This is a genomic window from Acinetobacter rudis (assembly GCF_031157835.1).
In the GTDB taxonomy this organism is placed as follows: Bacteria; Pseudomonadota; Gammaproteobacteria; order Pseudomonadales; family Moraxellaceae; genus Acinetobacter; species Acinetobacter rudis_A.
Window position 1 is genome coordinate 35,608 of sequence record NZ_JAVIDR010000006.1, and the last position, 15,516, is coordinate 51,123.

Here is a 15,516-nt window from a genome sequence, read left to right on the forward strand (position 1 = left end):
TCAAACGATTACTTTGTATTATCAGAAATCAACGCGACTTGCTGTACATAGTTAAATAATTTAAGTTTAGAAGCTGCAATTTGCTCTTCATCGGCTTGTTGACTCATATCACGATGAACTCGCAATAAATGTTGTCGTAAAGTATGCCGCTCAGTAGCATTATACATTTTAGCAAACTCATTAATGACTGGGTCGCCTTGCGCAATGATACGATCGACCCAACGCTGTAATTGGGCTGTTTTCTTTAAACCTTGTTGCGGCGTTAAATAAGATAAAATGACGGTTTCATCTTCATTACGTAATAGTTTACCAATACGCTGAAATTGACGACGACGTGCTTCAAAAGAAGTAATCAGTTGTACATCCAACAGCGCATCAATTAAACGCTCCTCGACAGGAAGCTGCTGAATTTGTTTTTTGGACAAATTCGCCAATTGCTCACCCAATGCAGCCATACGTTGTACAGCCTTTTTTTGTTCTGTTTTGCTTGCACGCCCCTCTAAAGATTCAAAATCATCTTCATTAAAACGCTGTTGCGGACGTCGTGCCACGATTAATCTGCCTCATAAAATTTTGCTGCAAACAATGCTTGTATCTCTTGCAATGCCTGCTCTTCATCCACACCTTCGATCACCAATCTCAAGGTAGACCCTTTGCCTGCCCCCAGCATTAATAAAGATAGAATATTTTTGGCATCCACCAATTTATCTCCTTTACCAATTTGAATAGTTGAACGAAATTTGGTAGTGATTTCAATCAAACGACCAGATGCGCGTGCATGTAAACCGAGTTTATTAATTACATCAATCTGAGTGTCAATCATGACCAGTGCTTCATTTCTCTATGTAAAACTTGGATCGGCCAATCTTTTGCAAGAGCCTTTGTCAGCCGATCAACCATATATACTGAACGGTGCTGTCCTCCAGTACAGCCTAACGACACAGTAAGATAGTGTCGATGACCTTCTGCAAAAGTTGGCAACCACTTTAACAACAACTGATAAATATCATTGAACATCTCATTGGCAACTTCACTCTGAGAGAGAAATTCAACCACAGGTTGATCTAGACCTGAAAGTTTACGCAGTTCTAAATCCCAATGCGGGTTCGGTAAATGACGCACATCAAACACAAAGTCGGCATCCAAAGGGATGCCATATTTATAACCAAAAGATTGTAAAATTAAAATCAAGCGATCAGACTGACCCAATTTCGTCAATAATACATCTTTAAGATCATGCACCGACTTATCGGTAGTATCAATTTGCACAGTCGCTTTGAGTTGAATTGGAAGTAAAAGGTTCTTTTCTGCCTGAATACACTCATTAAGACTTTGAAAGCGCATTGATAATGGATGTGGTCTTCTTGAAGCACTAAAACGCGAGATCAAACCTTGGTCTTGCGTACTTAAGTAAATCACATCCACAGTACCATGTTTTTGTAACTGCTGGAAAACCTGTTCAAAACCTTGCAGATCTTCTTGAGTACTACGAACATCTACTCCTAGTGCCAACTGCTCCAAATTGTTTTCTTTATCTAGTTTTCCAACAATTTCTGGAAGTAGTGCCAAAGGCAAATTATCGATGCAGTAGTAACCCAAATCTTCCAATACCTGCAAAGCAGATGATTTTCCTGAACCAGATTGTCCTGTAACGATAAGAATACGCTTCATGGCAGACTGTCCTAACCAATTAACTTTGAATATTTAACCACCAAATTATCGATCAAACGCGTATTACCGAGTTTGGCCGCGACAAACAATACAACATCTTGCTCAAAACTTTCAACATGCGATAAATTTACAGCTCTAGCTTCGACATAATCAACAACAAAACCAGCTTCTGTAAGTGATTGTCTTATATCTCTCAGTACCATATCTAAAGTTGCACCTTCTTTCAATCGAGCAGAAGATGTTTGTAATAACTGATAAATAATAGGAGCTATTTTGCGTTGTTCAACAGTGAGATATCCATTGCGAGAACTTAAAGCAAGACCATCTCCAGCACGTGTAATGGGTACACCAATAACATCAACAGGAATACTTAAATCTTGCACAAACTGTTTAATAACAGCTAGTTGTTGATAATCTTTTTCGCCAAAGAAAGCATAAGTTGGCTGCACAATATTCAACAACTTCGTTACGACCAAAGCTACACCATCAAAATGGCCTGGACGTTGTAAGCCACAAAGATCTTCAGTAATTTTTTCGACATGAATAGTCGTTAAACGCGGTTGAGTGCCATACATTTGCTCTACAGAAGGCGCAAATAAAATATCACATTCAACTTCAGCCAATAGATGACTATCCTGTTCTAAAGTACGAGGATAATTATCAAAATCTTCATTTGGACCAAACTGAGTTGGATTCACAAAAATACTGACAACAACAACATCACATAAACGACGCGCTTCACGTACTAAGTTTAAATGACCTTCGTGTAAATTACCCATGGTTGCAACAAAGCCAATTACTTTACGTGCAGCACGAGCTGTCTGTAAGGATGCAGAAAGACCTTGTATAGTGGTTTCAGTTTTCATGATTCAAAGCTCAACCTGGAAAGTATGCTCTATAGCTGGAAATTGGGCTGTTTGTACAGCTTGATGATAAGATTTAAACGCATCATGAATGGCTTGTGGGCCTGACTGCTCTTGCATAAAGTTACGAACAAAACGTGCCACATGGCCTGAGTTGAGCCCCAACATATCTTGTACCACTAAAACCTGACCATCGGTATCTACACCAGCACCAATGCCAATCACAGGAACATCAGCAAACATTTCCGCAATTTCTTTACCTAGTTTTGCAGGCACACATTCTAATAAAAGTATTGCGGCCCCTGCTGCTACAACAGCTTGACAATCGGCAATCAACTGATCTGCGGCAGCACGAGTTTTACCTTGCACTTTATAACCACCAAACACATGTACAGACTGGGGTGTCAAACCTAAATGTACACACACAGGAACGCCATTACGTGTTAAGACCTCTACAGTCTCAGCCAACCAAGCACCACCTTCAATTTTAACCATTTGCGCGCCTGCCTGCATAACAGCTCGGGCATTGCTAATCGTATCATTAATATTTGCATAACTTAGAAATGGCAAATCAGTCATTAAAAAAGCATGGCGATTACCACGGCGTACAGCTGCAGTATGATAAACCATATCGGCGACACTCACAGGTAATGTAGAGTCGTGCCCCTGAATAACCATTCCTAATGAATCACCAACCAAAATACTATCAATTTCAGCGCGTTCCATGACTTGAGCCATACTGGCATCATAGCAAGTTAAACACGAAAACTTTCGACCTTGCTGTTTGAATTGTCTTAAATCGCTGAGACTAATCATCACACTTTTCCTCTCATGGTCTATGTTGTGTATTACACCGTTGGTTCTTGTATCCAAGGACAATCTGCAAGTACATTAAGTTCTGAGTTTCGAACCACAGGCAAGTCTCTTAATAATTGCCCTTTTAACGTCATATCAGGCGCTAAATCAAGTAAAGGGATCAAAACAAAATCACGAAGCATAATTCCAGCATGTGGAACTTTTAAACGTTCATGTTCAATTTCTTGGTCTGCATAAAGAAGCAAATCAAGATCCAGAGTTCGCTCTCCCCAATGACGTAAACGAACACGTCCTGCTTGCTGTTCAAATGCTTGTAATTGATCTAATAACTGTAACGGTTCCAATGTTGTATACAACTCAACCACCGCATTATGAAAATGTGGCTGATCTTGAGGCCCCATAGGTGCACTATGATACAATTTGGAAACGCGTACATCCCCTAAACTTGTTAATTTATAAACAGCATCACTTAATATCTGTAGTGAATCCCCGAGATTACTCCCCAGACCAATATAACTTAGTTGTTTCATTATTGCGTTGGCCCAAAAATTACATGGCTTAAATCACGCTGCACGCGCTTACGTCTTAAAATAGGATGATCCATATCAATCGCTTTTGGATCAGTCGCCACTGTACTTGATTCGAACTGTGAAGAATGCGAATGATCCGATGAACGTTTACGTGTCTGAGCATCTCTAGATTTTCGATTTCGACGTGGACGTTCAAGTTCTTTCACCAGTGGTTCAACTTGTGTAGAGTTGGTCTTATCTTGTTCCACATCAACTGTAGCAGTGTTCTTACGACGAGACTTAGCACGTTGACGATTGTAAGCACTAATCGCTTTTTCTTTTTCATCAATGCTTAGGTTTTGATAATTTTCCCACCAAGCAGCCATTCCCTGAGTCGTATCATCACCCGATTTTTCTCGCAACAACATAAAATCGAATCCGGCACGGAAACGTGCATGCCCAGACAGTGCTTCAATTTGTTGCGGTTTTGGATTCAGTAAACGACTCTGCATTTCCCAGACTTCACGAATAAAAGTCTCGGCAAAACGAGGTATAATTGTCCGTGTTGCTTGACGTTTAAGTACATCCAAACCTGCTTGAGCACGAGATTCAGTTGGTGGTAAACCACGCCCCTGATAAAAAGCACAACGTTGTAAAAACGGTTCCCAAAGCATTACTGCATAGAAAAAAGCAGGGTTAATGGTTTTACCCATTTGAATTCGTTGATCCGTGTTTTTTGCAGCACGACGTATAAATGGGGTGAGCTGTGCAGGAATATCTGCAAACAGTTGTTTCCACACACCAAACTCAATCAACATATCTAGAACACGTTCTAAATGTCCCATCGTAAAGAGTTTTTGTGACTCGTCATAAAGACGATGAGGAGAAACATCACCCAACAAACGTGCAAGCTCTGGTTTAAAAACCTGAAGAATTTCTGGTGCAATACTGAAATTCAATTTTGCTGCAAAACGTAGTGTACGTAACATACGTACAGGGTCTTCCTCAAATCGAACTAATGGATCACCTAATAGACGTAAAGTTTTTTGTTTAATATCGTCTACAGCATGACAAAAATCTAATACGATGCCCTTATGTGGTTGATAATACATTGCATTAATTGAAAAATCTCGGCGAGCAAAATCTTGCTCAATGCTTCCCCAATTATTATCACGTAAAATCATCCCAGCAGCTGAAGTCACTGCTTTCTTTGGCGGTGCTCTGAAAGTCGCAACCTCAATAAGTTCACGACCAGAATACACATGAGCCAATTCGAATCGACGGCCAATAATTCGGCATCGTCTACCAAAAACCTCTTTCACTTGTGAGGGTGTCGCATTGGTCACTGCGTCAAAGTCTTTCGGCTTTAACCCCAACATTGAATCACGCACGCCACCACCCACGATATATGCTTCGTAGCCTGCTTTAGTTAAACTTTCTATAACATCTAAAATTGAAGAAGGTAATTGAGCGGTGGATAATCCACACTTTGACGCACGCAAAGTTTGCAAAAGACATTGTCTCCCACGTCGGGACGTAAAAAAATAATTATGCTAATCATATCTCTTACACAATCAAACGGCAATTTGAATCTTTAGTCGGGTCAGAAATAATCCGTGAATTGGTTCAAATGTATTTTTGTTCTTTTTAAAACGAAGTAGTTAAAGACTCAACTGTGCTTTATTTTTTAAATAGATATTTTCACCAATACCTTTAACCTGCTTAAGTTCCTCTATATGTTTAAACATGCCATGTTGTTGGCGATATTCAATAATTGCTCGTGCCTTTCGCTCCCCGATGCCTTTAAGCTGTTGTAACTGTTTTTCATTTGCCTGATTTAAACTCACCATGACCAATGCACTCTTTACATCAGTCATAGCAGCAACTTGCTTGGTTTTCACAACAGCAACATCCTCGCTGGGCATAGGCGTTGGCTGCTGATCTAAGCTTTGTTTTTCACGAGATAAGCGTTGATCATGCAACTCCTGTTGAGCTTTCCACGCTAAATACTGATGATCAAACGGCTCAGCCAACACTGATGGAGAAAATAATGCAGCTCCTATAATCAAAATAAAATGCGCCCAATAGTAAAAACACAAAGGATTATTTTTCATAATCAACCCAATCAAAACTGGCCTATGTATGCAGTTCTAGTTGTTTTGCTTGTTGCCAAAACTGCTCCATTTCCTCAAGACTCAATTGTTCTATATTTTTATTTTGCTGCTGAGCTTGAGTTTCGATGTAAGCATAACGTTGTCTAAACTTCGCAACTGTTGCAAGTAAAGCAGACTCACTCGACTGATTCAGTTTACGACCGACATTCACCAAAGAAAATAGACAATCACCCAGTTCGCCCTGTATCTCATCGGAATCCCCTTCAGCCATTGCTTGTTGTAATTCAGCCAACTCCTCCTCTAATTTGCCGTAAGCTTGCTGAGCATCTTCGAAATCAAAACCAGATTTCGCTGCAATCTTCTGAATTTCATGTGCTTGCAAAATTGCAGGTCCAGGTTTGACCTGATCTAAACTCAGACTAACTTTGCCACGCTTTTCTTCAATTTTTATTTTTTGCCACAGTTCACTAACTTCATCTGCAGATAAACTTTGAAACTTTTCAGCCTGAAAGACATGTGGATGACGGCGCACCAATTTATCAGATAGTGTTTGTACCACGTCTGAAAAATCAAAAGCCCCTTGTTCTGCGTACATCTGAGATTGAAAAACAACCTGCAATAACAAATCACCTAACTCTTCACGTATTGCTTGCACGTCACCAGAGCGAATCGCTTGTTCAACCTCATAAGCTTCTTCAATTGCATAAGGCGTTAAGCTCAATGGTGTCTGAGCTTGATCCCAAGGACATTGCTCACGTAGTTGCTGCATTATTTTAAGCAATTGCTCCATTCTGTAGTTCCTCTCATCTCACTTTAAAACCAGCATTACTATCATAGGCCTGCAATCATTCTTGTATTGACGACTGAGTTAAGGCCACGTGGAGATCATTAGCTCACCCATGACGAAAATCACTTGCTATATTTGATCCATTACCATAATAAGCAAAAAACAAAAAAGACACCCTAATGGATGTCTTTCTTAAAACCACACGCTCTAACCACCTTGAACCAAACGGCGCGCTGAAATAATGCCAGGTTGCTGCTCTAAACGAGCCAACAATCTAGATAACTGCGCAAGCCCTTTAACCTCAATGAGTAGCTTCATGTTGGCAATACCATCAGACTCAGAAATTGTATTGACCTGACGAATATTAATTTGATCAGAAAAGATCACTTGGGTTAAATCTTTAAGTAAGCCACGGCGATCATAAGCCTCAACCACAATTTGTACGCTCTGTCCGCGTGTTGGTTGCATTTCCCAATCAGCTTCAACTGCACGTTCAGGCTCTAAACCAATCATACGAATATAATCAGGACAAACCACCTTATGGATGCTCACGCCACGATTTAAAGTAATATACCCAGCAATAGGCTCACCATGCACCGGCTGACAACATTGCGCGATATGCAATTCAACATTATCTAAACCATCAATTAAAATACCGTGGGCAGATAAAGTATGACTAGCACGAGGATTAAGTGTTGGTTTTAACACCAACTCAGGCTCGTCTAAGTCAGGATGCATATGACGATTGACCTGATTAATGAGTGCATGCAGACTAATGTCACCACTCACCAATGCCACTAAGATATCATCGCCTGTTTTAACATTGAAATGACCACAATAATCACCCAAATCAATACTCTTTGGATGAATTGCTAAACGAGCCAATTCTTTAGTTAATAAATCTCGCCCAACTTCAAGGTTTTTACTGCGATCTTGTTGTCTAAACCAATGACGAAGCTTATCTCTTGCTCTCGGAGTCTTAATATAACCTAAAGAGTTCACCAACCAATCACGATTTGGCTCACGATCTTTTTTGGTTAAAATCTCAACCTGCTCACCAGTTTTCAGCGTATATGTCAGTGGAACATAACGTTGATTGACACGTGCTGCATAACATTTATTGCCCACTTGAGTATGTACATGATAAGCAAAATCGAGCACTGTCGAACCTTGTGGCAACTCTTTAATATCGCCATCACGACTAAAAACATAGATTTTTTCAAAACCAGCAAAGTCTTGTAAACGATCAAAATCTTCAGTCTCATCCTCATTCGGATGTGCACTAGTCTCATTTCGCTCTTGATAATGCTCTAGAACTGAACGCAATGAATGTAAACGGTGATTAAAAGAGTAGTCTGTACTTTTCGCACCTTCTTTATAGTTAAAATGCGAACACACACCGAGCTCTGCTTCTTCATGCATTTCGTGTGTACGAATTTGTATTTCTAAAGATTTGTTTTCAGCAATAACGGCTGTATGCAATGATCGATAACCATTAGGTTTTGGATTGGTAATGTAGTCATCAAACTGGTGCGGAATATGCCGCCAAATCTGATGAGCAATCCCCAAAGCGTGATAACACTCTGGTACGCTCTTCACTAATACACGTACAGCACGAATATCATAAAGCTGATCAAAGCTTAGGTTTTTACTCTTCATCTTTCTGTATATCGAGTAAATATGCTTCACTCGACCAGAAATTTCCGCTTCAATACCATGTTTAGCCAGTTCAGTTTTTAATTCATCAACAACAAACTGAATGTACTGCTCTCGCTCTAAACGCTTTTCATTTAATAGAGAAGCAATCTCTTTATACCGATCAGGCGCTAAGAAACGAAATGCTAAATCTTCTAGCTCCCATTTCAACTGAGCAATACCCAAACGGTGCGCTAGAGGTGAATAAATTGTTAAAATTTCTCGCGCTACACGTTCCTGACGTTCACGTGGAGATTTTGCCAATTCACGTAGTGAATAAGTCCGTTCAGCCAGTTTAATCAATACCACACGTACATCTTCGGTGACCGAAATCAGCATCTTATAAATGCCGCTTAAATGCTCGCGCTGGTTATTATTAAAATGATCCTCAAGGCGTTTATTGTTTTCGATTAATTCTGATAATTTACCCATGGCCAAAGTACCTTTGACCAAATTTGCAACTTGCTCACCAAATTTCTCTAAAATCTCATCCATGGAGATAATTTCTTCACGAACACTACGATAGAGAATAGCAGCAGTTAACGTACTTTCATCAACATGAAGGTGGGCCAAAATATCAGCCATACCCAAACCTGTTGCAAAGGTATTCGGATGATTGCGATTGGTCTGATGTGCAGACATCAGCTCTTTATCAAGTAAAAGTTGGCCTGCCGCAGCCAACTGCTTTAGTTCACTCTCGCCTAAAATTTCACATACACGACTTAACCAAGATATTAAGCCCTGCTGTGCTTCGACGGCATGTTCTACAGTCGTTTCTTCTGCCAACTCACTTAGTTGCGCAGGTAAAAGTTCACGTACTGTGACCATCCCTTTCTCCTATCAACCCAATCTCAATGTAACGCAGCTCATATGGACTGCGTTGTTAATTTTTCAAATAAAGTAATAGATTCAACATGCCCTGTATGAGGAAACATATCAATTACCCCTGCTTTTTTTAATTGATATCCGTGCTTCACTAAAATACCAGCATCGCGTGCCAAAGTTGCAGGGTTGCACGACACATATACGATTCGTTTCGCATTGAAATGATGGAGATAATGCATTACTAACTCGGCACCAGATCTGGGCGGGTCTATCAATAATGCATCAAACCCTTGATTTACCCAAGGAAATTTAGAAAAGTCTTTTGTTAAATCTTGTGTATAAAACTTTAAGTTACCGATTTTATTACGTTTTGCATTTTCAGCACCACGTCGTACCATCGCTTCACTTCCCTCAACCGCTACAACACGGCCACTCTCGCCAACGGCTTGTGCCAATGGTAATGAAAAATTACCCAAACCACAGAACAAATCCAGTACAGATTCGCCTTCTTTTAGATCTAGCAACTCACATGCCAGTTTAACCATTTTTTGGTTAACAGCTGGATTGACCTGTATAAAATCAGTTGGATGAAATGCCAGTGTTAACTGTTGTGTCGACTCACCCAAATGATAGTGCAATCGACTTTCAGCCTGAGGTTGGTCTATTCTTTTTACACTATTTATATCATGAGCTTGCAAATACAGCTGCCAAGACCGTTGCTGAGCAAATAAACGCAATGCTTGTAAATCTGCAGCAACCAAATCTGCGGTATGTCTGACCAATAGAGCAATTTCAGTGGTGCCTTTACTTAACTCAATGTGACCAATATCAGCACATCCCTGCAATTGCTTTAACAATTGGTGTAAGGCTGGTAAAGCTTGATCAAGCTCTTTATCTAGCACTTTACAGGTCTTAATCGGAGTTAAATGATTACTTTTTGCTTCACGAAAACCCATCACCAGTTGTTTTTGCTTAGCCAAGTAACGCACGCCAATTCGCGCTTTATGTCGATAATCCAAACGTGGTGAACGTAGTGCATCCAACCACGTTTCTGGTGTTAACTGAGCAAAGTGAAGTAAATGAGATTGTAAGGTTTGCTGTTTTAACTCAATCTGCATGTCACCTGACATATGCTGCATAGTACAACCACCACACTTAGTAAAATGTGGACACACGGGTTCTACACGTTCAGCACTGGTAGTTCCAAGCACTTCAATTAACTCTGCCTCATCAAGCTTTTTACTTTGATGAGTCAATTGTGCACGTACAGTCTCACCTACTAGTGCCTGAGTAATGAATACATTTTTACCTTGCTTATCTACAGGATGCCCAAAATCATCTGAATAACGAGCAATTCCTCGCCCTTCATGTGATAGACGTTCAACCCGAAATGTATAACTGGGTAATTGTGTTGTTTGAGTTTTAACTCGACCTTTCAAAGGAATATCCTAACTGGATTGAACTGGAAAATCAGCGGCGCTAAAAGCTGTTCGTTGAGAACTTTCACGCCACACATTTAAAAACGCTTGTTGCTGCGGTTGAGTGCTTAAATATTGAATCGTTGCTTGTACCCAAGCCTGATGCTCATGAGTGAGTAATTGACCTTTCAACAATAGCCAGCGCAAATAGATCAGCCAAGTATTCAGCACATCGCCCTCACAATAGCTAGTCAACTTCAACCACTGTTGTTGTTTCACATACTCAGGAACAAAATAGCCTGCATTATCACGTTTGCCGGGATAACCTAGCATTTGCGCTATATCATCAAGTTTTTGAAAATTACGGCCATTAAACATTGCCATCACATCCATCAAATCGACATGACGCTGGTGATAGCGATTTTGATAGTTATTATAGCGTTTTTGTTGATTACTCTCACCCTGATCAAATAGGCTCATTGCACTCAAACCATGATACATCGCACGGAATAAGATTACGGGCAAATCAAATTGAGAGCCATTCCAACTCACTAATGTCGGTTCACGTTTATCGAATATAGATAAAAATTTAGCCAATATTTCAGCTTCACTATATTGTTCTTGGCTAAATGAAAACAAACGCATTGTGCCGTTTTCGTCCACCCAAAAACCTGAAATACAAACAATTTCATGTAGCGGTATTCGCTGAAAATCCATACCTGACTCTTGGCGACGCAGCTTAGCAAGTGCCTGCTCTAGATCAGCATCCGCCAAGTCTAGCCCATACAAATGTGCACCTGTTTTCAAGTCAGTTAAGGTTTCAATATCAAAAACCAAAATCGGTAAACGCATACTGCAACACCATATCAATCTTTATTTTTGGCCACATCATTGTTGTAGCACCACAGATTAATCCTCTACAGAGTACAGCCCTGTAGATAAATAACGATCACCACGGTCACAAATAATACAAGCAATCACTGCACCAGGGTTTTGTTCAGCCAATAAAAGCGATGCCCACACAGCCCCACCCGAAGAAGTACCCGCAAAAATACCTTCCTCACGCGCCATTTTACGCATGGTTTTTTCTGCTTCGATCTGAGGAATATCAATAATTTGATCAACTCGACTACGATCAAAAATACTTGGTAGGTAAGCTTCTGGCCATCGACGAATACCCGCAATACTTGAACCATCTTCAGGTTGCAAACCCACAATTTGTATCTCAGGATTTTGTTCTTTGAGATATTTTGAAATGCCCATGATGGTTCCAGTTGTTCCCATGGCACTGACAAAATGAGTAATTTTACCAGCTGTTTGCTGCCAAATCTCTGGCCCAGTTGTTAAGTAGTGTGCTTGTACATTATCAGGATTACCAAACTGATTAAGTACCAAACCTTGACCTTGTTTTTGCATTTGTAAGGCCAAATCACGAGCACCTTCCATACCTTGTTGCTTAGTCACTTCGATGAGTTCTGCACCATAGGCACGCATAGCATCTTTGCGCTCCTGACTCATGTTATCAGGCATAATTAATTTAATTTTATATCCGCGCATAGCAGCAACCATTGCCAAAGCAATACCCGTATTACCACTCGTTGCTTCAATCAAAGTATCACCAGGACGAATCTCACCACGCCTTTCTGCTTGCATAATCATATTGTAGGCTGGACGATCTTTCACAGAGCCTGCAGGATTATTACCCTCTAGCTTTGCCAATACCGTTGCTTGAGTATGACTTGCCATTCGTTGTAAACGTACTAAGGGAGTATTACCGACAAAATGATCAAGAGTAAATTCGTCAGCAGAAAAATCAGTTTGAGAATAAAGCATGGCTTAAACCTATAACGCGCTGGCGGCTATTGTATGAAATATTGCCCCCCACTGCACCCATTTCCATAGCTTTTTCATCAATATGCTTAAACTGCCGCCATTTGCAGTAAAGCATGTTAATATTTAGCGCAAGGGAAAAAGTGACTCCAGTCATGCAGAACATCAACAAAACACTGTATAAACGCTTAAAGCTCAACCATGCTTATGGTCAACTCATTGCACTGATTTTTGTGCCTATTATGGTTCTTGCTTGTGTTGGGGCTTTACTCGTCCTACACGAAACCTCGCATTCAGCAAAGGCGCAGCAACAGTCAGCTGCCATTGCAATTTTGAGTCGTTATCAGCACATTGCTGAGCTTTTATTGCAACAACAATTTGTAGAAAACACCATACTAAGTCAGCAAGTTACAAAAAACTCACTACAAAACATGCTACAAGAAAAGTCATTAGTGAGCGTTGCTATTATTGATGCCAACAACCAAAACTTGAGTAGTATTGGCTTTCGTAGAACTGATCAATGGCCACAAATTCCAACCAATATTGAAAGCTTTGGCCCAATTCAAAGTCAGGGCAATTCAATCTATGGTATTCAGCTGAATGTTCCTCAAGCATCACGTCATCTTTGGCTCGTCATTGAACTTGACAACCAGCCATTACAATTATCACGTTATCGCGTTTTTATTGTTTTAATCACAACAGGTTTATTAACCCTATTACTCCTCGTACTGTGCCTAAACTTCTATTCACGGCGTTGGATTGCTCCAATGTACGAGATTCGCATGCAATTACAGCGTCTAAGTGCAGATACACTTGATCAACATGTACTCGTCAACAGTACAGGAGAGCTACGTTTACTCCAACGAGACATTGCCAATGTTGTCAAACGATTACACTTTAGTTTTTTAGAGCTAAAAGAACATACTGAACAAACGGAAGATGATTTACGCCGTACACTCGATACGCTTGAAGTACAAAATATTACCTATAAGCAAGCACGCGATCAGGCAATCTCATCTAACCAAGCCAAATCAGTCTTTCTAGCCAATATTAGCCATGAATTACGCACACCACTCAATAGTATTGATGGGTTTATTCATTTGATGTTGCGACAAGACAATCTAACTCACGATCAAAGTCTCTATTTACAAACGATTCGTAAATCCTCAGCCCATCTTTTAGCACTCATTAATGACGTGCTTGATTTCTCTAAAATAGATGCAGGCAAACTTGAACTTGAAACAGCACCTTTTGACTTAGAAGAAGCTGTTTTTGACGTTATGGATATGCTGTCACCCTTAGCAGCGCAAAAACAAATTGATATGGCATTTTATTATGCTGACAATGTACCTCAACACGTTATTGGTGATGCCTTACGTGTTAAACAAATTTTAACCAACCTCATTTCAAATGCGATTAAATTTACCCCTGATGGTGAAATTATTGTACGAGTGCGTGTTGAACAAGATCTACAACAACACTTCCTCTTACACTTTAGTGTTCAAGACAGTGGTATTGGCTTAAGTGGGACTGACCGTAAACGTTTATTTGAATCATTCTCTCAAGGAGATGCATCTGTAACTCGTCAATTTGGCGGAACCGGACTTGGTTTAGCTATTTCTAAGCAGCTTGTTAGCCTTATGCAAGGGCAAATTGGCTTCGAAGATAACCAAGAGCGTGCACCAACAGAAAAAGGTTCAACCTTTTGGTTTACTGCAAACTTTGAATGTCCAGCACGCAACAATTTAGTACATCCATCTTTCCCAGATATGCATGTAGTGTCTTACGTTGCACACCCAGCAACAGCAACAGTGTTACGTCATTATTTAGAAAACTATCAAGTTCAGCATACCGAGACACAGTCCATCTTGGATTTGTTTAGCCGTCTAAATGGTCTTGACCACACATCTGACAATACTTGGCTCATTGTAGATCACAGTGGTGACACTGAAGCCATGTTGAAAGAAATTCGAGGTCGCTATCAGGGTAACTTAGCAGTATACGGCTACCAAATGATGCTTGATCCAAATATGTTGCATCAATTTAAAGCCCGTGCACTTTATCAACCAATTAGTCGTAGTGCCTTATTAAATCTGTTGGAAAACAAGCCACTCTTTGAAGCAGAATCACACACTAAATTTGAAGGACGCGATTTACAGGTACTCATTGTTGATGATCACCTCCCGAACCTGATTGTATTGGAAGCGCTATTAGGTGAGTTAAAAGTTGAAGCGATTAAAGCCATGAGTGGGCAAGAAGCATTACAGATTATCCAACAACGTATTGAACAAGGGATCAGCCCATTTGACTTAATTTTCATGGACATTCAAATGCCTGTTATGTCTGGTATAGACACGACTCGCGCCATTCGCTCGCTAGAATCCACCTTAGATGGCATGCGCATGCCAATTATTGCACTTACTGCACATGCACTCGCTGATGAAAAACAAAAATTACTGAAGGTAGGTATGGATGACTATGTCACCAAGCCAATTCAAATTGAACAAATCATCCAAATTTTGACGCACTGGACCAGTGAAAAATTTGTTTCATCGACAACCACTCACAATAAAAATGAAAAAACTGTTTTTATTGAAAGTATTGACCCACAAATTTTAGACTGGAAACAAAGCTTACAATTGGCTGCTAATAAAGAAGAACTGGCTCAAGATTTACTAAAAATGCTTGTTGATAGTTTCCCCAACGAACTTGCGGAAATGCATCAATTAATAGAGTTAGAAGATTTCCCTCAGCTTGAACACGTTTTACATCGTTTATATGGGGCAACACGCTATGTAGGCACACCACGATTACAACAGCTAAGTGGTAAATTTGAACAGTTTGTATCTACGCTACGTAAAGAACGTCGCAAAGCTGATGAACAGTTTATTCAAGAAGTTCTGCATCGTTTAACAGCACTTGAACATGCAATTGATGATGTTACTGCAGCAGCTAAAAAAATGTTGAATTTGGATGAATAAGTTCAAA

Annotated in this window: 14 protein-coding genes; 1 reads left to right on the top strand and 13 read right to left on the bottom strand. The window is 40.2% G+C overall.

Annotated elements, in window-relative coordinates; genetic code table 11:
• Positions 1-8: 8 nt before the first annotated feature.
• The 13 genes from yjgA to cysM all read right to left on the bottom strand — a co-directional run bounded on the left by yjgA (position 9) and on the right by cysM (position 12,531).
• Complete coding sequence (yjgA, locus tag RFH42_RS07690) at positions 9-551, bottom strand: ribosome biogenesis factor YjgA (RefSeq protein ID WP_308975008.1); 543 nt, start codon at positions 549-551, stop codon at positions 9-11.
• Between the two features lie 2 nt (positions 552-553).
• Positions 554-823, bottom strand: coding sequence for an HPr family phosphocarrier protein (locus RFH42_RS07695; protein WP_308975009.1), 270 nt, complete (start codon positions 821-823; stop codon positions 554-556).
• Positions 820-1,671, bottom strand: a complete 852-nt coding sequence (gene rapZ / locus RFH42_RS07700; protein ID WP_308975010.1) for an RNase adapter RapZ — start codon at positions 1,669-1,671, stop codon at positions 820-822. Before rapZ ends, RFH42_RS07695 begins: the two co-directional genes overlap by 4 nt.
• Positions 1,672-1,682: 11 nt before the next feature.
• Entirely contained in the window at positions 1,683-2,537 is an 855-nt protein-coding gene (gene panC / locus RFH42_RS07705) for a pantoate--beta-alanine ligase (RefSeq protein WP_308975011.1), read from the bottom strand.
• Positions 2,538-2,540: 3 nt separating this feature from the next.
• Entirely contained in the window at positions 2,541-3,350 is an 810-nt protein-coding gene (gene panB, locus RFH42_RS07710) for a 3-methyl-2-oxobutanoate hydroxymethyltransferase (RefSeq protein WP_308975012.1), read from the bottom strand.
• A gap of 32 nt (positions 3,351-3,382) precedes the next feature.
• Positions 3,383-3,880, bottom strand: a complete 498-nt coding sequence (folK, locus tag RFH42_RS07715) for a 2-amino-4-hydroxy-6-hydroxymethyldihydropteridine diphosphokinase (RefSeq protein ID WP_308975013.1) — start codon at positions 3,878-3,880, stop codon at positions 3,383-3,385.
• On the bottom strand, positions 3,880-5,370 hold the full coding sequence (gene pcnB, locus RFH42_RS07720) for a polynucleotide adenylyltransferase PcnB (RefSeq protein ID WP_308975014.1): 1,491 nt from the start codon (positions 5,368-5,370) through the stop codon (positions 3,880-3,882). The genes folK and pcnB overlap by 1 nt, the downstream gene beginning before the upstream one ends.
• Positions 5,371-5,520: 150 nt before the next feature.
• A complete protein-coding gene (locus tag RFH42_RS07725) occupies positions 5,521-5,973 on the bottom strand; it encodes a ComEA family DNA-binding protein (protein WP_308975015.1) in 453 nt (150 codons plus the stop codon).
• 22 nt (positions 5,974-5,995) lie between these two features.
• On the bottom strand, positions 5,996-6,763 hold the full coding sequence (gene mazG / locus RFH42_RS07730) for a nucleoside triphosphate pyrophosphohydrolase (protein ID WP_308975016.1): 768 nt from the start codon (positions 6,761-6,763) through the stop codon (positions 5,996-5,998).
• Positions 6,764-6,967: 204 nt separating this feature from the next.
• Positions 6,968-9,283: a RelA/SpoT family protein gene (locus RFH42_RS07735; protein WP_308975017.1), complete on the bottom strand. Its 2,316-nt coding sequence runs from the start codon at positions 9,281-9,283 to the stop codon at positions 6,968-6,970.
• A 38-nt stretch (positions 9,284-9,321) separates the two neighbouring features.
• The gene (gene rlmD, locus RFH42_RS07740; protein ID WP_308975018.1) at positions 9,322-10,719 is read right to left on the bottom strand and encodes a 23S rRNA (uracil(1939)-C(5))-methyltransferase RlmD; all 1,398 of its coding nucleotides are present in this window, start codon (positions 10,717-10,719) and stop codon (positions 9,322-9,324) included.
• A 9-nt stretch (positions 10,720-10,728) separates the two neighbouring features.
• The gene (locus RFH42_RS07745) at positions 10,729-11,550 is read right to left on the bottom strand and encodes a 3'-5' exonuclease (RefSeq protein ID WP_308975019.1); all 822 of its coding nucleotides are present in this window, start codon (positions 11,548-11,550) and stop codon (positions 10,729-10,731) included.
• A gap of 57 nt (positions 11,551-11,607) precedes the next feature.
• Positions 11,608-12,531: a cysteine synthase CysM gene (gene cysM / locus RFH42_RS07750; RefSeq protein ID WP_308975020.1), complete on the bottom strand. Its 924-nt coding sequence runs from the start codon at positions 12,529-12,531 to the stop codon at positions 11,608-11,610.
• A gap of 152 nt (positions 12,532-12,683) precedes the next feature.
• Here cysM and RFH42_RS07755 point away from each other — a divergent pair, with 152 nt between their 5' ends.
• Positions 12,684-15,509 carry a GacS-like sensor histidine kinase gene (locus tag RFH42_RS07755; protein WP_308975110.1) on the top strand — a complete coding sequence of 942 codons (2,826 nt, stop codon included), beginning with the start codon at positions 12,684-12,686 and terminating at the stop codon, positions 15,507-15,509.
• The last annotated feature ends 7 nt before the right edge of the window (positions 15,510-15,516 follow it).

Bases quoted from the DNA above. Each gene is read 5' to 3' on its own strand.
- RFH42_RS07695 (WP_308975009.1), bottom strand. From the start codon at position 823: ATGATTGACACTCAGATTGATGTAATTAATAAACTCGGTTTACATGCA.
- rapZ (WP_308975010.1), bottom strand. From the start codon at position 1,671: ATGAAGCGTATTCTTATCGTTACAGGACAATCTGGTTCAGGAAAATCA.
- panC (WP_308975011.1), bottom strand. From the start codon at position 2,537: ATGAAAACTGAAACCACTATACAAGGTCTTTCTGCATCCTTACAGACA.
- panB (WP_308975012.1), bottom strand. From the start codon at position 3,350: ATGATTAGTCTCAGCGATTTAAGACAATTCAAACAGCAAGGTCGAAAG.
- folK (WP_308975013.1), bottom strand. From the start codon at position 3,880: ATGAAACAACTAAGTTATATTGGTCTGGGGAGTAATCTCGGGGATTCA.
- RFH42_RS07725 (WP_308975015.1), bottom strand. From the start codon at position 5,973: ATGAAAAATAATCCTTTGTGTTTTTACTATTGGGCGCATTTTATTTTG.
- mazG (WP_308975016.1), bottom strand. From the start codon at position 6,763: ATGGAGCAATTGCTTAAAATAATGCAGCAACTACGTGAGCAATGTCCT.
- RFH42_RS07735 (WP_308975017.1), bottom strand. From the start codon at position 9,283: ATGGTCACAGTACGTGAACTTTTACCTGCGCAACTAAGTGAGTTGGCA.
- RFH42_RS07745 (WP_308975019.1), bottom strand. From the start codon at position 11,550: ATGCGTTTACCGATTTTGGTTTTTGATATTGAAACCTTAACTGACTTG.
- cysM (WP_308975020.1), bottom strand. From the start codon at position 12,531: ATGCTTTATTCTCAAACTGATTTTTCTGCTGACGAATTTACTCTTGAT.
- RFH42_RS07755 (WP_308975110.1), top strand. From the start codon at position 12,684: ATGCAGAACATCAACAAAACACTGTATAAACGCTTAAAGCTCAACCAT.